At 60.9% G+C, this 17,433-nt stretch carries 17 protein-coding genes and 1 pseudogene; 13 read left to right on the top strand and 5 right to left on the bottom strand.

Annotated elements, in window-relative coordinates; all coding sequences use genetic code 11:
• From AC13QY_RS23895 to AC13QY_RS23855, 9 genes are all read left to right on the top strand, one after another.
• Window positions 1-2,457, top strand: coding sequence for a conjugal transfer protein TrbE (locus AC13QY_RS23895; protein ID WP_488493979.1), 2,457 nt, complete (start codon window positions 1-3; stop codon window positions 2,455-2,457).
• Window positions 2,429-3,232: a P-type conjugative transfer protein TrbJ gene (gene trbJ, locus AC13QY_RS23890; RefSeq protein ID WP_488493978.1), complete on the top strand. Its 804-nt coding sequence runs from the start codon at window positions 2,429-2,431 to the stop codon at window positions 3,230-3,232. Before AC13QY_RS23895 ends, trbJ begins: the two co-directional genes overlap by 29 nt.
• The gene (trbK, locus tag AC13QY_RS23885) at window positions 3,229-3,429 is read left to right on the top strand and encodes an entry exclusion protein TrbK (protein ID WP_488493977.1); all 201 of its coding nucleotides are present in this window, start codon (window positions 3,229-3,231) and stop codon (window positions 3,427-3,429) included. Before trbJ ends, trbK begins: the two co-directional genes overlap by 4 nt.
• The gene (gene trbL, locus AC13QY_RS23880) at window positions 3,423-4,595 is read left to right on the top strand and encodes a P-type conjugative transfer protein TrbL (protein WP_488493976.1); all 1,173 of its coding nucleotides are present in this window, start codon (window positions 3,423-3,425) and stop codon (window positions 4,593-4,595) included. The genes trbK and trbL overlap by 7 nt, the downstream gene beginning before the upstream one ends.
• A 24-nt stretch (window positions 4,596-4,619) precedes the next feature.
• Window positions 4,620-5,282: a conjugal transfer protein TrbF gene (locus AC13QY_RS23875; RefSeq protein WP_488493975.1), complete on the top strand. Its 663-nt coding sequence runs from the start codon at window positions 4,620-4,622 to the stop codon at window positions 5,280-5,282.
• Between the two features lie 15 nt (window positions 5,283-5,297).
• On the top strand, window positions 5,298-6,110 hold the full coding sequence (gene trbG / locus AC13QY_RS23870; protein ID WP_488493974.1) for a P-type conjugative transfer protein TrbG: 813 nt from the start codon (window positions 5,298-5,300) through the stop codon (window positions 6,108-6,110).
• Window positions 6,111-6,112: 2 nt separating this feature from the next.
• On the top strand, window positions 6,113-6,550 hold the full coding sequence (gene trbH, locus AC13QY_RS23865) for a conjugal transfer protein TrbH (protein WP_488493973.1): 438 nt from the start codon (window positions 6,113-6,115) through the stop codon (window positions 6,548-6,550).
• A gap of 11 nt (window positions 6,551-6,561) precedes the next feature.
• Window positions 6,562-7,863, top strand: a complete 1,302-nt coding sequence (trbI, locus tag AC13QY_RS23860) for an IncP-type conjugal transfer protein TrbI (RefSeq protein WP_488493972.1) — start codon at window positions 6,562-6,564, stop codon at window positions 7,861-7,863.
• Window positions 7,864-8,049: 186 nt separating this feature from the next.
• Window positions 8,050-8,751, top strand: coding sequence for an autoinducer binding domain-containing protein (locus AC13QY_RS23855; protein WP_488493971.1), 702 nt, complete (start codon window positions 8,050-8,052; stop codon window positions 8,749-8,751).
• A 7-nt stretch (window positions 8,752-8,758) separates the two neighbouring features.
• Here AC13QY_RS23855 and AC13QY_RS23850 read toward each other — a convergent pair whose 3' ends face one another.
• A complete protein-coding gene (locus tag AC13QY_RS23850; RefSeq protein WP_488493970.1) occupies window positions 8,759-9,076 on the bottom strand; it encodes a transcriptional repressor TraM in 318 nt (105 codons plus the stop codon).
• A gap of 449 nt (window positions 9,077-9,525) precedes the next feature.
• Between AC13QY_RS23850 and AC13QY_RS23845 the strand changes: the two genes are divergently transcribed.
• Complete coding sequence (locus tag AC13QY_RS23845) at window positions 9,526-10,749, top strand: ATP-binding protein (RefSeq protein ID WP_488493969.1); 1,224 nt, start codon at window positions 9,526-9,528, stop codon at window positions 10,747-10,749.
• 82 nt (window positions 10,750-10,831) lie between these two features.
• Here AC13QY_RS23845 and AC13QY_RS23840 read toward each other — a convergent pair whose 3' ends face one another.
• From AC13QY_RS23840 to traA, 4 genes are read right to left on the bottom strand one after another with little or no spacing between them, the layout of a single operon-like run.
• On the bottom strand, window positions 10,832-11,437 hold the full coding sequence (locus AC13QY_RS23840; RefSeq protein WP_488493968.1) for a TraH family protein: 606 nt from the start codon (window positions 11,435-11,437) through the stop codon (window positions 10,832-10,834).
• A 15-nt stretch (window positions 11,438-11,452) separates the two neighbouring features.
• The gene (locus AC13QY_RS23835) at window positions 11,453-12,610 is read right to left on the bottom strand and encodes a conjugal transfer protein TraB (protein ID WP_488493967.1); all 1,158 of its coding nucleotides are present in this window, start codon (window positions 12,608-12,610) and stop codon (window positions 11,453-11,455) included.
• Window positions 12,600-13,166 (bottom strand): conjugative transfer signal peptidase TraF, encoded by a 567-nt coding sequence (gene traF / locus AC13QY_RS23830; RefSeq protein WP_488493966.1) that lies wholly within the window; start codon window positions 13,164-13,166, stop codon window positions 12,600-12,602. Before traF ends, AC13QY_RS23835 begins: the two co-directional genes overlap by 11 nt.
• A complete protein-coding gene (gene traA, locus AC13QY_RS23825; protein WP_488493965.1) occupies window positions 13,163-16,474 on the bottom strand; it encodes a Ti-type conjugative transfer relaxase TraA in 3,312 nt (1,103 codons plus the stop codon). Before traA ends, traF begins: the two co-directional genes overlap by 4 nt.
• Before the next feature lie 255 nt (window positions 16,475-16,729).
• On the opposite strand from traA, the gene traC reads away from it, so the two are divergent.
• The 3 genes and pseudogenes from traC to AC13QY_RS23810 all read left to right on the top strand — a co-directional run.
• Window positions 16,730-17,026 (top strand): conjugal transfer protein TraC, encoded by a 297-nt coding sequence (gene traC / locus AC13QY_RS23820; protein ID WP_488493964.1) that lies wholly within the window; start codon window positions 16,730-16,732, stop codon window positions 17,024-17,026.
• Window positions 17,027-17,030: 4 nt separating this feature from the next.
• Window positions 17,031-17,243, top strand: coding sequence for a type IV conjugative transfer system coupling protein TraD (traD, locus tag AC13QY_RS23815; protein WP_488493963.1), 213 nt, complete (start codon window positions 17,031-17,033; stop codon window positions 17,241-17,243).
• Window positions 17,233-17,433, top strand: a pseudogene (locus tag AC13QY_RS23810) (Ti-type conjugative transfer system protein TraG); the annotation flags it as partial. The gene traD and the pseudogene AC13QY_RS23810, both read left to right, overlap by 11 nt.

Genomic DNA, 17,433 nt, shown 5'->3' with positions numbered 1-17,433 from the left:
ATGGTCGCTCTCAAACGCTTCCGGGCCACCGGCCCATCGTTCGCCGATCTCGTTCCCTATGCCGGCCTGGTCGATAACGGCGTGATCCTGCTGAAGGACGGCAGCCTGATGGCCGGCTGGTATTTTGCGGGGCCGGATTCCGAAAGCGCTACCGACCTTGAGCGCAACGAACTGTCACGTCAGATCAACGCCATCCTGTCGCGGCTTGGTAGCGGCTGGATGATCCAGGTCGAGGCAGTTCGTATCCCAACATTCGACTATCCGTCGGAAGATCGCTGCCATTTCCCCGATGCCGTGACGCGCGCGATCGACGCGGAGCGCCGGGCGCATTTCGAGCGCGAGCGGGGACATTTCGAGAGCAAGCACGCGCTGATCCTGACCCATCGGCCGCTTGAATCCAAAAAGACGGCTTTGAGCAAATACATCTACTCCGACGAGGACAGCCGCAAGAAGACCTATGCGGACACGGTGCTGTTCATCTTCAGGAACGCGATCCGCGAGATCGAGCAGTATCTCGCCAATACCGTTTCGATCCGGCGGATGGAGACGCGGGAGGTGCGCGAGAGGGGAGGCGAGCGCGTAGCGCGCTATGACGAACTGCTGCAGTTCGTCCGCTTCTGCATCACCGGCGAGAACCACCCAATCCGACTTCCCAACGCTCCCATGTATCTCGACTGGGTTGCCACGGCCGAACTTGAGCACGGGCTGACGCCGAAGGTCGAGAACCGGTTCCTGGCCGTGGTGGCAATTGACGGGCTTGCAGCCGAGAGCTGGCCCGGGATCCTCAATAGCCTCGACCTGATGCCGCTCACTTATCGATGGTCATCGCGCTTCATCTTTCTCGATGCGCAAGAGGCGCGTCAGAAACTGGAGCGCACCCGCAAGAAATGGCAGCAGAAGGTGAGGCCGTTCTTCGATCAGCTTTTCCAAACGCAAAGCCGATCGGTCGATCAGGACGCCATGACGATGGTCGCGGAGACGGAAGATGCCATCGCGCAGGCGTCGTCGCAGCTCGTCGCCTATGGCTACTACACGCCCGTCATTGTCCTGTTCGATCAGGACCGCGAAGCCCTGCAGGAAAAGGCCGAGGCAATCCGCAGATTGATCCAGGCTGAGGGGTTCGGCGCGCGGATCGAAACGCTGAACGCGACAGACGCCTATCTCGGCAGTCTGCCCGGCAACTGGTACGCCAATATCCGCGAGCCGCTGATCAACACCAGCAATCTTGCGGACCTGATCCCGTTGAACTCGGTGTGGTCGGGCAATCCGGTCGCGCCTTGCCCCTTCTATCCGGTGAACTCCCCACCGCTGCTGCAGGTCGCGAGCGGCTCGACGCCGTTCCGGCTCAACCTGCATGTCGATGACGTTGGCCATACTTTGATCTTCGGGCCGACCGGCTCGGGCAAGTCGACGCTTCTGGCGCTGATCGCCGCGCAGTTCCGGCGCTACGAGCACGCCCAGATCTTCGCCTTCGACAAGGGAAACTCGCTCCTGCCTCTGACGCTGGCTGCCGGCGGCGATCATTACGAGATCGGCGGCGACATTGCGGAGGAGGGGAAGGCCCTGGCCTTCTGCCCGCTCTCGGACCTTTCAACCGATGCGGATCGGGCCTGGGCTACGGAGTGGGTCGAGATGCTGGTCGCGCTGCAGGGCGTCACGATCACGCCCGACCATCGTAACGCCATCTCCCGCCAGGTCGCGCTCATGTCCACCGCGCCCGGCCGATCGCTGTCGGATTTCGTGAGCGGCGTGCAGATGCGCGAGATCAAGGACGCGCTTCATCACTATACCGTCGACGGGCCGATGGGGCAGCTTCTCGACGCCGAGGAGGATGGGCTGGCACTCGGCGCCTTCCAGACCTTCGAGATCGAGCAGCTGATGAATATGGGCGAGCGCAATCTCGTGCCCGTGCTCACCTATCTGTTCCGGCGGATAGAAAAACGCCTCGACGGCTCGCCGAGCCTGATCGTGCTCGACGAGGCCTGGCTAATGCTTGGCCACCCGGTGTTCAGAAGCAAGATCCGTGAGTGGCTGAAGGTGCTGCGCAAGGCCAATTGCGCGGTCGTGCTTGCCACACAATCAATCTCGGACGCCGAGCGCTCGGGGATCATCGACGTGCTGAAGGAATCCTGCCCGACGAAGATCTGCCTTCCGAACGGCGCTGCCCGCGAACCCGGGACACGCGAGTTCTATGAGCGGATCGGGTTCAATGCGCGCCAGGTCGAGATCGTTTCGAACGCCGTTCCCAAGCGGGAATACTACGTCGTCAGCCCCGAAGGCCGGAGGCTGTTCGACATGGCGCTCGGCCCGCTGGCGCTCAGCTTCGTCGGAGCATCCGGCAAGGAAGACCTGAAGCGCATCCGTGCGCTCCATTCCGAACACGGCCGCGACTGGCCGATCCACTGGCTTCAGATGAGAGGAGTTTACGATGCCGCATCGCTGCTCAACGTCGAATAAATTGGTCGCAGGTCTTGCGGCCATCGCCTTGGCGATCGGAAGTACCTCGCCGGCCAGCGCCGGTACCGCAACAGGTGCGGCGACCGAATGGACGCAGGTGTTGAACAATGGCGAGCTGGTTGCCCTCGTCGGAAAATCCGGCGAGCAGATCCAAAATCAGCTCACTCAGATCAATCAGCTGGCACAGCAGATCGAGACACAGCTCAACATCTATCAGAACTTGCTGCAGAATACGGCTACCCTTCCGTCACATATGTGGGGGCAGGTCGAGCGTGACCTCGATCAGCTCCGCAGCATCGTCGATCGGGGCCAGAGCATCGCATTCTCCATGGGCAATGCGGACGACGTATTGCAGCAGCGATTCCAGAGCTATTCGACGCTGCAGACCAATCTGCCAAACAACGAAACATTCTCCTCGACCTATCAAACCTGGTCGGACACCAACCGCGACACGATCGCCAGCACGCTGAAGGCGGCAAGCCTCACGGCTGATCAGTTCGACAGCGAGGAAAGCACCATGTCCTCGCTTCGGTCGATGTCGGAGACGGCCGACGGGCAGATGAAAGCCCTGCAGGTGGGGCATGAGATCGCTGCGCAACAGGTGGCGCAGACCCAGAAGCTCCGCGGTCTCGTTTCGCAGCAAATGACCATGATGGGCACCTGGCTGCAGACGGAGCAGACCGACAAGGATCTGGCGCAGGCGCGGCGCGAAAAGTTCTTCAAAGCCGAGGTCAAAACCGTTCCGGAAGGTCAGAAGATGGAGCCTCGCTGGTGAGCCGCGCAATCATTATCGCCCTGATCGCCCTTGCCGCTGCTGCATCGTCTGCAGCCACGGTGCTGATCATCAACTTCAGAGACGCGGGCAAGCCTTCGCTCACCGAGGAACAGCGGGCGGCACGGGAAAAATTCTTCGGCTCGAGCAGGGAACTGCCGCCGGTCAAAGAGGGCCAGGAGATGCGCCCGAGATGGTGAAGTTCACTGCACGTACTTTCCTTATCGCGGGACTCGTGGCCGTCGTCTTCGTTGCACCCGCTTTCGCGCAGGAAGGACAGGTCCTCACTGAACTGGAGAACCAGGTTTCGACAGCCGCGAAAGGATGGGAAAGGACCATCATGGACGCGGCGAAGTCGCTGTTCTGGATCCTGGCCACCATCGAGGTCGGTATTGCAGCCGTCTGGCTCGCAATCCAGGCCGCATCGCTTGACTCCTGGTTCGCAGAGCTTGTCCGGCGGATCATGTTCATCGGGTTTTTCGCTTTCGTCCTCACGCAAGGCCCGACCTTCGCGCGCGCGGTGGTCGACAGCCTTTTCCAGATCGGCGCCGGCGGCGGTTCGGCGTCGCCCGCCGAAATCTTCGACGCCGGCATTCGGGTGGCATCGCAGATGTCGCAGCAAGCCCAGTTCGGTGTGTTCGAGGACAACGCGCTGGCGATCGCGGCGGTGCTTGCAATGTGCGTCGTCGTCATCTGCTTTTCGCTTGTCGCGGCGATCTTCGTGGCGGTCATGGTTGAGATGTATGTCGGCCTGCTCGCCGGCATGATCATGCTCGGGCTGGGCGGCTCATCGTTCACGAAGGACTTCGCGGTCCGCTATCTCGTCTACGCCTTCAGCGTCGGCATGAAACTGATGGCTTTGGTGATGATCGCCAAGATTGGGTCGCAGGTGCTGCTGGGGCTCGCGAACGCGCCGACGGCGTCTTCGGATCAGTTCGTCACGACCCTGGCGATCGCCGGCATCTCTGTCGTGGTGTTCATCATCGCCATGTATGTGCCGAACATCATCCAAGGCGTTGTTCAGGGAGCTTCGGTTTCCGGAGGCATGGAGGCGATCCGCCACGGCGGGCAGGCGGCCTCGTTGGGCGCGGGAGCCGGGTTTCTTGCGGGCGGCGCTGCAAGCGCGGGTTTCGCAGCCGGGCAAGCGGCACGCGCAGCCGGTTCCTCCGTTGCGGGCGCCGCTCTTCGAGGCATCGGGGCTGGTATCGGATCGGTGGGCAAAGCTGCCGGGTCCGCGGCGAAGGAGAAGGCGATCGGCTCTCCCGGCGCCTATGCGGGATCGATCCTCGGGCTCGCCAACGCCAAGCTCGATCAGAGCCGCGGCGGCCACAGCGGGCCAAACCCGCCACCCGAGCGCAAAGACTAACAGCAATCAGAAAGTGATGGATCGATGGCAGTGAACGGCACCCCCGAAAACCCTTATCTTGCCGCACGCCAGGAGTGGAGCGAGCGATATGGCTCCTATGTGCAGGCGGCGGCCGCGTGGCGGGTCGTCGGCATTCTGGGCCTCACCATGGCGGTCATCGGCTTCGCATATTCGATGTATCTGAGCACCCAGGTCAAGCTCGTGCCCTACATCGTTCAGGTCGATAAACTGGGCACGGCGGTAACCGCCGGTTTCCCCGAACAGATCGAATATGCGGACGTGCGGGTGGTGCGCTCCACGCTCGGAAATTTCGTGACGAGCTTCCGTTCGATCACGCCCGACGCCGTGGTGCAGAAGCAGTATATCGACCGGACCTACGCCCTGTTGCGCACATCTGACCCTTCCACCGAAAAAATCAATTCGTGGTTTCGCACCAACTCGCCGTTTGAGAAGGCGAAGACCGCGACGGTCGCCATCGAAGTCAACAACATCGTGGCGCTCTCCAACCAGACCTATCAGATCGACTGGACCGAATACGAACGGGATCGCAAGGGCAAGGAAACCGGCACGCGGCGGTTCCGCGGGATTGCGACTGTGGCGCTCACCGCGCCGCAGGACGAGGCGACCATCCGCCTCAATCCCATCGGTCTCTACGTCCGGGATTTCGACTGGACAGCACAGCTTTAAGGGCAGGAATTTCCAATGCACAGAACAGGATTGATGGCAGCCGCCGGCTGCTTGGCCGGACTCGTCTTTGTGGGTGGCGTCCACGCGCAGAGCATGACGAGCAACGAGGTCAAAGGCATGAAGCTGTCGAGCAAGTGGCGGGGAACACCGGGCCTCGTGACCACGGGACCGGACGGGAAGGTTATTTTCCTCTACGGCGAAATGCAGCCCTCCGTCGTCTGCTCGCCGCTGCAGGTCTGCGATATCGAATTGCAGGGTGGAGAGATCGTCCGCGATGTCATGGTCGGCGACACCGTACGCTGGAAGGTCGAGCCGGCGACATCAGGCGCCACCGGCGGCCAGGCGATCCACCTGATTGTCAAGCCATCGGAACCCGGTCTCGTCACTTCGATGGTGGTGACGACCTCGAGGCGCACCTATCACATCCAACTCAAGTCCCATCCGAGCCAATACATGGCCCGTGTCGGCTTCGAATATCCGGAGGACGTCTCGACCAAGCTCGCCGATATCAATGCGCGACTCGAAACCGGTGGTATTCCGGGGACCGCGCCTGACAAACTAAATTTTTCGTATTCGATCAGCGGCAGCGCGCCCTGGCGACCGAAGCGCGTCTATTCTGACGGTGCTAAGACCTACATTCAGTTTTCGAAATCGATTTCCGGGCAGGATGCGCCGGTGCTGTTCGTCGTCTCCGGCGGCCAGAACCGCATCGTCAATTACCGGATGAAAAACGACATGATGATCGTCGACTGCGCGGTCGACAAGGCGATCCTCGTGTCCGGTGTTGGCTGGCGCCAGCAGAAAATCACCATCCGGCGGGGAGGCTAACCATGCGCAAGCTTGTCGTCTTCATCATTGCGGCCACTGTTCTTGCCGGCTGCCAAACGGCCGAGGACGGATTGACCACCAGTTCCACGCCGGTCGCTGTTACAGGCCCGGCTGCCAGTGCCATTGCCGGTGACATAGCAAGCCGGCTCGCCGAGCAGATCGGCCCCGCCGGCACGACGACGCTCAAAATGGACAAAGACTCCTCCGATTTCGCGATGGCACTCGAAGCGGCCCTGAAGGGTTGGGGCTACACGGTGATCACCGACGGCAAGGTCGGCAAGGACATCAAACCGGTCGAGCTCGCCTATTCGATCGATGGCGCAGACGGTCAGGTGCTTGCAAGGCTCTCGACGCCATCGGTGGCACTCGGACGGGCCTATGCGACATCGGCGGCCGGCGCCACGCCGGCAAGCCCGCTCTCCATCCTGCGGCGCAATTGAAGGAGGCGAGAATGGTCCAGTCTCTCCAGCTCGGCGCCTCCAATCAGGCCGACGATCAGAACGGTATGCGCCGCCTCAATCGGCTGCCGATCATCATCGCCATCGTCATTGTCGCGCTGTTCGTTGGCGTCGTCGTGATCGGATTGTCGTGGCGCGGCTTGGGGTTCAATCGCAGCAACGATATCGACAGCGCATCGAATTCGCCGGCAACAAACTTCGGCGACCAGCTCAAGCGCGGCGTCAGCGACGGCATCATCGGCGAGCCAGTGGAGCGCGAAGCCTTCCAGCCAACGCCCGCCGCCGAACAGAAGGTCGAGAAGGAAACCCCCGTGGTCGACCGCCGGCCCATCGAGCGGCAAGAACGACGCTCACAGCTCGAGTCCGAAGAGGAATGGAAGGCTCGGCTGAAGCGAGAGCAGGACGAGCAATACATCCGCGAGGCTCAGCGCCAGCGCATGGCCCGGCTGCAGGCCCGGGCAACTGCTTTGGACTCGCCGTTGAAAGTCGATATCTCAGATGCCGAGAAGGCCGCCAGCAATTCCACAGACAAGGGCCGGCAGACGACGACAGCGGCAACCAACAACGCCTCGGATCTCTATGCTGCCGCCATGAAATCCGGACTCATGGGGCAGAACGTCGATCAAAACGGCCAGTCGTCGAAGGAGGATTTCTTCAACCAGGACATCAAGGACCTCGGCTATCTGCAGAACAAGGTCGTTCCCCAGTTCTCCCCTTACGAGCTGAAGCGCGGATCAGTCATTCCTGCAAACCTCATCACTGGCTTGAACTCCGATCTCCCCGGGCGGATCACGGCGCAGGTTAGCCAGAATGTCTATGACAGCGCCACCGGCTACCGGCTGCTCATTCCACAGGGCGCCAAGCTCTTCGGCCGCTATGATTCCAAGGTGTCGTTCGGTCAGGAGCGGGTGCTGGTCGTCTGGACCGACCTCATCTTCCCGAATGGCTCCACGCTTCAGATCAGCGGCATGGCCGGTACGGATGCGGAAGGATATGGGGGCTTCAAGGATAAGGTCGATCGGCACCTCTGGCGCACGTGGAGTTCGGCCGCGCTTGTCGCACTGATCGGCACGGGGATCGATATGTCGATGCCGCAGAGCTCGACGCTTGCGACACAGGATACAGCGTCGGATGCAGCACGACGGAACTTCGCCGAGAGCTTCGGCCGCGTCGCCGAGGAGACGATTTCGAAGAACCTCAATGTGCAGCCGACCATCAACATTCGACCGGGCTATCGTTTCAATGTTCTGGTTGATCAGGATATCATTTTTCCTTCGGCCTACACGCCGCGCTGAGCCGCCGGCGGCCCGTCGATTCTCGTGCGTGTATTTTCTGTGATGCGTCAACCACACATAGGGAGATTCTTTCTAACTGCGGTCAACTTTTTAGTTTTGCTGCACTTGAATCATCTGCGCTCCACGCGCACGTAAGCTGCCGAGCAGGAATTTGACGCATCGCGTCCGTTTGCTTGGAGGCCTTAATTGAATCAGTGGTTTGAGCGTTTGAGCGAGCAAGTTGCCATTGCGCACGACGAGCCCGCCGTCAGGTCGACACTTCAAAGGTTGACCTATGAAGCGGGCTTCAATGCTTACGCCTATCTCAGTTTACAGGCGGAAACACAGACGGCTGTTTCCAACTATCCGGAAGAATGGCAACAGCGGTATTTCGATCTTTGCTATGCGGAGATCGATCCCGTCATTCGAACCGCCAGAGATCGCAAGGAAGCCTTTGCCTGGTCGAACGTCGCAACCGGCCGGACGAGCAAGGAGCGTCGAAAGTTCTTCGGCGAGGCCGCTGAGTTCGGCATTCGGTCGGGGATTACAGTTCCCATCAAGACCGGCTTCGGAAGGATGGCGATGCTCACGCTTGCATCGAGCGAAGTGGACTTCGCCGAGGCGCAGGTCCTCAATCCGGTCGGCGCCGCTGCGTCCTTCGGTCAAGTGCATTCCCGCTTAGAGCTGATGCGGTTGCGGCCTACGCGTCGCAGCAACATCCGTCTGAAATCCGACGAACTGACGTGTCTCAGATGGTCTGCCGAAGGCAAATCGATGAAGGCCATCGCCATCATCGAAAACACGACTTACGCAAACGTCTGCTTCTTCCTACGCAACGCCAAGAGCGCGCTCGGCGCCTCGACGCTTCCACAGGCGACTGCGTTGGCGAAAGAGTTCGGCTTGATCTGACGAAAGCTCAGTGAGGCGTCGACCTTGGAATTTCGGGAATGTAGCCGAGCACGTCGAGAAGTGTTGAGACCACCGTCTGCTGTGCGTGGACGGCGACCATCGCGGAAATGTACGCCCGCCTGTTTTCCGTGAGCTCGGTTTGATCCGTCTCCGAGTCCAGAGAGGATTCGATCCGGACCGCCTCGTCGCGCAGACGGCGATGCTTCTCGATTTCTTCGACGACGAACCGCTCGATTTCGTCGGGCCTGAGGCCATCCATCAGGCCGATGAGCGGCCTTAGAACTAACTTGCTTTCCGACACAGCTTCATCATAGTTCGTGTCCACCACAATCACACCTAACCCCGTGTTTTGCGATACGTCCTCGCAAAGTCATCCTTTGACCCCTGACCGGGGGTTAGAAAACCGAACACAGTCGGCCCCTGCGACCTTTAGCACGAGTGCCTGGACATACGTCACAGGCCCCCGGCCGAAAGCCAGAGGATCCGATATCGTTGCGGCCGACATCTGCCGCTGTGTTCGGGGTTTCTACGCCCCGGGGCGATACGTTGGTCGCCCTGACTCCTCTATAGGTATTCTGTACGGGAAGCGCCAGCCCTCGGGTGCGGCCTAGCTACTGTCTGTCCTTAGCCTTGGGACAAAGGTCAGCACCGTGAGATAAGGGCGTTCGCGGACTCATACTTTCAATCGGCCGCGACTCTGCTTTCAAATGGTCGCATCTTGACTTTCAATCGGTCATCAAGATAGTTTCAAACAGTCATCGAAGGAATGAAGCTGTGGCGCTGTATCCAAGGCTTGTCGAGCAACGCGTAGCCGACGCCATGTCAGACACGCGAGTCGTATTGATTGTGGGTCCGAGACAATCAGGCAAAACGACGTTGGCCAAGAAGATGGCCAACGAGGGGATGGAGTATTACACGCTTGACAATGCGACGACCCTGGAGGCAGCCCGGCAGGATCCAGTTGGCTTTGTGAGAGGTATGGACCGTGCCATCATCGATGAAATTCAGCGCGCTCCCGAGCTGCTGCTGGCGATCAAGGAAAGCGTGGATACCGACCAGCGTCCAGGGCGTTTCCTCCTGACCGGCTCAGCCAACCTCATGACGCTGCCACGCGTGGCGGACTCGCTGGCAGGGCGCATGGAGGTCGTCCGATTGCTGCCGCTCGCCCAAAGCGAAATCAGAACTGGCGGCGGAAGCTTTTTGGTCGACGCCTTCCGAAACGAAGCCAAAGCCGGAGAACCAATCGTCGGCGACGACCTGATGGCTGCAGTTCTGGCCGGGGGATATCCCGAGGCATTGGGCCGCAAAACCTTGAGTCGCAGGCAGGACTGGTATGCAGACTATATCAATGCGATCGTTCAACGCGACGTTCGCGATGTCGCTCAAGTCGAGCAGATTGCTCAAATGCCGCGCCTGCTGCGCATTCTGGCAGAGCATTCGGGACAACTCGTGAACTATTCCGGGATTGGCGCCGCCATCGGGATGAACCACATCACAACTCAAAAATATGTCGGCATCTTCGAGAGCCTGTTCCTGGCCCGAACCGTGCAACCCTGGTTTTCCAACAAACTGAAACGCCTGACGAAGACGCCGAAAATACATTTCCTCGATTCTGGTCTTCTCGCATCTCTTCGGGACCTCTCGCTTGAGCGTCTCCGGGACGACAGGGGGCAGTTCGGGGCGCTGCTGGAGACTTTCGTTTTTGGCGAGATTCTTAAACTCGCCAGCGCTGCACACAGTCGCTTCGAGTTTTCGCACTTTCGCGACAAGCAGCAGAACGAAGTCGATATCGTCATCGAAGACAGAAAAGGGAGGGTCGTCGGTATCGAGATAAAAGCGGCAGCAACCGTCTCGAGTTCCGATTTTTCGGGATTGCGAATTTTGGCCGAAGCATCCGGAGAACGGTTTGTTTCGGGTATCGTCTTGTACGACCATGACAGGGTGATCCCTTTCGGAGAACGCCTGTCCGCCGTGCCAATTTCGGCATTGTGGCATTAGCGCGCTTCGAATCCTTTTCACCCGGCCCAGCCCCGATCACATGCGGGATCCCGACTTCCGCACCACCGCCGAATACCGCGGCCTACTTGTTTCCGATCCTCGAAAGATCGACCCGGATGCCAGCGTCCTGCACGTTCGATTGGGCTGACGCGGCTGGCTCGACAGGTTGATCGGCCGGCGTCGACGCATCGCGCTCGACGGCACCGTTGGGCTGCTCGGCTACCGCGCCGCCCGGATCCTCCGCCTGAAACACGCTCTCTCCTTCAAACTCGCCCGTCTTCCAGGCATAGACGGCGTCATCGAATATCTGAGGGAAGACTTCCGCGCTCTTGGGGTTTCCGTACCATTTGGTCACAATCCGGAGGATCTTGGCGAACATCGCCGTTCCCATGCGGAGGTTGGCACATGGCTCGACGAGGTCGGGTTTCAGCTCGGAGGCGTCCCTGGCGCCGACACCCGCCGGAAACTGTGTCAAGCCAACCCGAACCACCGCATGCCCGACATTCTGCCGAATGATCTCCATCGCCTCGCTGGCCGACCTCGCCTTCGGAACGAGGAGCAGTCGCCCGCCTGATTTCACCGTTATGGCGAGGGGGTCGGGAGACCCGACAGCATTGACGAATTGCTCGACAATCGCCGGCTTCAGGGGAGGTTCGGCGCATTCTTTGATCAGGGCAGCGTCCAGCATGACGTCTCCAAAATTTCAGGTGTTGAATGCAAGAACAAGCGGTTTTGCGAAGAGCTTTGCCCAGGCGATGGCGCTCGCCCGTTGGATCGCGACAATGGATGTCCCGCTAGTCCACCATCCATTGCCGACCGCCACGATAAAATCCGGGTCGTGGAACATCGATTGCAGGATCGGCCAGACGATCAGCTGCTCGTAGCAAATCAGAGGCCCGACCTGGTGATCACCGATAACCGCCGTCGGATTGGCGAAGAAATGCGCCCGGGCGCCGCCGGTCTCACGTCGCCACGACCGCCATGGCTGCCACATCGAGCCTGGGACCGGCATCCGCTCGCGATAGAGGATCTTGCTGCCGGCGGCAGAGACGACGACGAGCACATTGTCATACCCGTCGGCATCGACGCCGGCGGCGCCGGCGACCACCGAAATCTCCGTGCCCCGAAGAGCTTCGGCCCAAAGCCGTTCGACCGTCGGCGTCCAGAAGCCCAGGGCGCTCTCGGGCAGCACGATCGTTTGGCCAGCTCCACGATCCTTCACCGTGGCAATCAGATCACGGTGGCGCTGCATGCTGGCGTCCCGACCCAGCGAAGAGGCCATTTCGAGATCGACGCCCTGCCAGCCCTCCGGTAGTTTCGGATCGGTCCAGAAGGCGGCGGACCACAGCCAAAAGCCTGCGAGGGCGATGGCGACAGCCGGCCACATGCGGGTTACGAGGCCCATGAGGCCGGCTGTGATCGCTACCATTCCCCACCATCCCCATTCGGGAAAGACGACGCCGGCGGATGTCACAGGATGTGCCCAGCCGGTGATTCCGAAGGGTGGAACGGTCATTAGGACAGCGGCCACAAGATAGCGAAACGGGCGAGCACCGGAGCTCTTCGTCCAGAGCACCGCATGCACGCCAACAAAACTCACCGACGCACACAACCATAGTAGCAGACCGGGCCAGAGGTCCGATGAATAGAAGGTTGCGACACCCTGCGGCAGACCCCGAGATGCTGCCAGAAAATATCCGGCGGAAACCAGCGCAGCCACTGATCTCGTTTTCGACCTCGCCCACAGAATTGGGAATGCCAGCGCGGCCGGAAGCAGCAAGACATGACCACTCCATCCGATTGTCCCGGCGACCATCGCAGCAATGATCAGCAGCGTTGGTTCGCGATGATCACGGCTCATAGGTCAGAACCTCTTGCGCCAAGCCAAGGATACCGGAAGCGGCAACGGGACCGAAATAGCGGGAGTCGTAGGAGCCGGCGAAAGCCGAGTGCAGGAAGACGCTACCCGCCGGCACGATCCCGCCTCCGAACGGCGTCAACGGCCGTCCCTCTCCGTCCCGGTCTACAAGCGTCGATCGACCAACGTCACGCCCATCGATGCGAACGCTTGCTGCGACCTCGATCCGCTGGCCGGCGACGGCGATCACCGTTTTGATCAGCGGCGCAACGCCGCCCGGGCAAAACCCGGAGCGCAGATAACCCCGACTGAGCGCCTCCTGCATGGCTGCCGTTCGAGGCGGGCAAATGAAGACGAGATCGCCGACATCGGCTGCACGATCCAGCTTGATGATACGCCAGAGACCGAGCGGTTCGCTCGGCGTGAAATTGATCCGGTAGCCACCAAGCCCAGCAGTGACGATTGCACCGAGAAGCGCTGCTGTGACCGACGCCGTGGACCGAAGGAGCCGTGTGTACGGTCGCCGCTCCGGCGCCATTTTCATGCGAGGCATGTTCATTTCAGCGACATCCCCTGGCCCTTGGCCTGGCGCATCGTCTCGGCTTGTTTCAGGGCTTCGACGGTTCGCTCATGCGCACTGAGTTTCTGCACTGCGCGCATCAGGCTCCACGCTGACTGGACCTCCGCCTTCTGACCGGGGCTCATGCTCGCGGTAATCGTCTTGAAGGTCTCGCCGCTCGCGTCTTTCGCCGCAACCCCCAGGAAGGTACGCTCGCCGAACCGTTCAGCGACGGCCTTGGCAAAGCCCTCGAGTTCCGCCTTCACCATCTTGTCTGAAAGCGCATATTCCAGCCCAGACGGAAGGTCATTCCGGTCGATCGCGTCGCGCACTCGCTCGAGCACCGTCTTGGCGCTCGGCGAGAGCGCGGGGATGTCGATGGAAACCTTCAACCTTGCCGCCCGCTCTTCGGTCTGATGCTTGCGCTCGGCCTCCGCACGCATTTCAAGGAAGCGCTCCAGATTGCGGGCAAGTGCGGGCACGTTGAGGAGAGCGGTCTCGCGATCCTGCTTATCGGCCTTGCCGGCGAGAATGCCCGTCTTCCCCTTGATCGCTCCGAAGGTTTCCGGCTCGTTTGCGATCTTGAACAGCGTGGCGGCGGCACTCGCCTTGTCCTTGAGCATGACGTCGACATTGACAGCTTTGAACGCTGCCTCAGGGTGGGCATAGACAAGCTGGAACCGCGTCGAAACATCCTCCCATTGCCGCTTCAGACCTGGATCGGACGAGAGCTTGTCTTCGGCGGATTGCTCGACCGACTTGGGGAAGTTCGTGATACCGGACACCATCGGCTTTGCCTCCTTGCCTGTATCGGGACGGTGAGTTTGGGACGCCGGGGCGAAGAGGCCGATCCTGGCTGCGACAGCCGCAAGCCGGCTCGCCAGATCCTTGAGCACCTGCTTCTGCCGAACCGTCCACTCAAGCCGATCGCGAACCAGGGTTCGGGCGGCGTTGACGAGATGGAGGCCGCGGGCCTCGGCGAAACGAAGTGCCTGGCGATAGAAGGGACCGCCGGCGTAGTCGAGGGTCGTTTCCTTCGCATTTCTGCGCGAGAGGACCGGCACGAGCCCACCGGCCTTGGCGAAGGATCTGCGGCCGTAATAGACGCTGAGATCCTCGCGGTGACGGGTCATCGCGACATAGGTCAAATGCCGGTCGAGCGAGAGCGAGGCCAGCACCTTGACACGATCAACGGTGGCGCCCTGGCTCTTATGGATCGTCGTGGCATAGCCATGATCGACGTTGCTGTAGAAGCGCTGCTCGACGACGACCTGACGGCGGTGTCCGCCCTCACCAGTCTCGGCAACGATGCGGCCGGGAGCTGCTTCAACGACCCTCGCCAGCATGCCGTTCTTGACGCCGAGCGATGCCTCGTTCTTGAGGAACACGATTTGATCACCGACTGCGAAATTCCGTTCGCCGTCCTCGGTCTTGAACATGCATCCTTGGTCGAGTACGCCGCGTTCGATGAGTTTGATGCGGGCCATCTGATTCAGCATGCGAACGTCGCGGCGCAGATGAGCGAGGATCAGCGACGTCTTTGCCGGATCGTAATCGCGATCCCAGGCGGCGATCAGATTGTCGACGGCATCCGCCTTCAGATCCGAACCTATCACCTTGCCGTTGGCACGGTAGGCGTCGACTGCCTTTCCGATCTTGCCGCGCGCCAGGTCGAGCGAGGCGTCGCGCATCCATTGCTGGCGCTGGCGGTAAATGGTTTCGAGTTCGGCATAGCCGATGCGATCGGCAATCGCGCGGAAGGCGGCTCCTGCTTCGATCGGCTGAAGCTGTTCGGGATCGCCGATGAGAACGAGCTTGGCGCCTGCCTTGGTCACTGCTTCGACGAAGAGCGCCATCTGCCGCGACGACACCATGCCAGCCTCGTCCAGGACGAAGACAGTCTTGTTATCAAGTTGATTGCGCCCCTCATTCCAACGCAGCTCCCAGGACGCCAGCGTGCGCGAGACAATGCCCGCTTCCTTCTCCAGGCCTTCGGCTGCCTTGCCGGCGAGGGCTGCGCCGACGACCCGGTAGCCGGCCGCTTCCCAGGCCTCGCGTGCGGCCTTCATCATTGTAGTCTTGCCGGCGCCGGCGCGGCCGATGACTGCGGCGATCCGCTCACGCCCCGCAACATGTTCGATCGCGGTTTTCTGCTCTTCCGACAGACGCTCATGGCCCCCGAAGGTCGCCGCCAGTACCGCTTGCCGAACACCATGCGACGATCGCTGCGAAAGCCAGATGGCACGATTGGCCATCTCCGATTCCAGCCGGATCATGTCGCGGGTCGTGTATTTAGCGGGAACGCTTGAGCCGGTCGCGAAGTCGACGCGCTCCCGTTCGATCCGCAAGGTCTCGGGGCACAGGAGAATCCGAACCATGAGATCCTGGAAGAGGCCGGGATCGTCGATGTAGCGGTACAGGATCTTGGCGACATCACGCTCGTCGAAGACGCTTTTCTCGCGCGTGATCAGGTCCAGGACGATCTTGGGACTTCGTTCGATCCGCCTCGCGTTTTCGGCTCTTCGCGCTTCCTGCTGTTCGAGCCGCTCGAGTGAAATATCCTCCCGGGCGCCGGCAGATTTCCGCTCAATCGCCTTGGTACCGACACCGAGATGGATGGTCGGTTCCAGCTCGATCCCTCGCTTTTCAAACGACCGCCCATCGACACGAAGGTCGAGGCCGGCAAGCGCCAGGTGGCGGTTCTGGCAAGCAAACCAGCCGTCACGAAACGCATTGAAATCATCAAGGCTGCCGGCCCAAAGTTCGTAGACGATTTTTCCGGCATCGTTGCGAACCGGTTTGCCATCTGGTCCAAGCACCGCGACCTTCTTGGCGCCGAAACCGTCTTCTGTCAGCGGCCGCAAGGTGGTCATGAGGTGGACGTGCGGATTGCCCGGCGCGTCGTGATAGACCCAGTCGGCAACCATGCCTTTCGAGGTGATTTGCCGTTCGACGAAATCCCTCATCAGCGCGATGTTCTGCTGGGCAGTGAGTTCCAGCGGCAGCGCGATGGTGACGTCTTTGGCGAGTTGCGCGTCCGACCGCTTTTCGAAGGCCTCGACCTTGTTCCAGAAGGCCTCGGATGCGCCCGAGACCGAGCGGTCGGCGATCATCGAGCGCAGCCAGTGAGGAGCGTCGGCCGGGATGACAAACTCTTCGTGGAGCAGTCCCTGCTTGCGGGTGTAGTCGATCGTGCGCGCTTCCCGCGCAAAGTCCATCTTGGCGCAATGCCGGTAGGCCGCCGACAGAACCGCGCTGCGGCCGGAGCCACGGGCAACGACGCTGACGGAGAAGTGAGGGACGGCCACGGCGGAGTTCTTTCCCGATTGCGAACAAAATCAACAGGTTCGTTGGAAGCGGCAGGCGCCGCCAGGGGCAGAAAGCAAAGCGTCGCATCAGCGACGTATAATTGCGCCCTTCGGATCCGCTCCTTCGGAACGGCCGGGATGATGCTCAAAGGCGTTGGCTGCGCCAACTCGCATTTCTGTTAGTAGATCGGCACGCCGATCTCATGGGACTGTCACGTGGTTCGAAGTCGGAAACCGTGAAAGGACCACCGGAAAATGAAGAGACCATCCTCCAAGATCCGCGACGAAATCGCCAAGCTGCAGGAACAGCTCAAAGTCGCCGAAACCCGCGAGGCCGAGCGCATCGGTCGCATCGCGCTGAAAGCCGGACTAGGCGAGATCGAAATCGACGAGGCGCAACTTCAGGCGGCCTTTGAGGACCTGGCCAAGCGGTTTCGCGGAGGCAAGGGAGGATCGAACGGGAGGGAGAGGGCAAGTGCAGGCGGCTCGAGCACGGCCGACATCGCGCCGATCACGCCTGGCGCGGCTGCGAGCGGCACTGCTGAGACTTGAGCGAATGGCACGCACCTCCACCTCCGACGCCCGAAAGAAGGACACGCGGGAGAAGATCGAACTCGGCGGGCTGATCGTCAAAGCCGGTCTCAGATACGAGAAGCGTGCACTCCTCCTCGGTGCACTGATCGAGCTCAAGCGAAGGCTCGGTGATGACGCTGGGGAACGCCAGCGGCTGATGACGATCGGTGCGGAGGCGTTCGGCGATGACACTTAAGAAGTTCGCACTGTTTCTCGTCCCGCTCATGTCCATGATCGTGGCGACCATTGTGACCAGCGGCGGCGAGCATTGGCTCTCGGGTTTCGGAAAATCGGAAGCCGGCAAGCTCATGCTCGGCCGTGCCGCCATCGCCTTGCCATATGCGCTCGCTGCAACTCTTGGCATCGTCTTCCTCTTCGCCTCTGCG

The organism is Martinezella sp. CNPSo 3795 (assembly GCF_057784475.1).
This window is presented reverse-complemented; position numbering and strand designations above follow the sequence as displayed.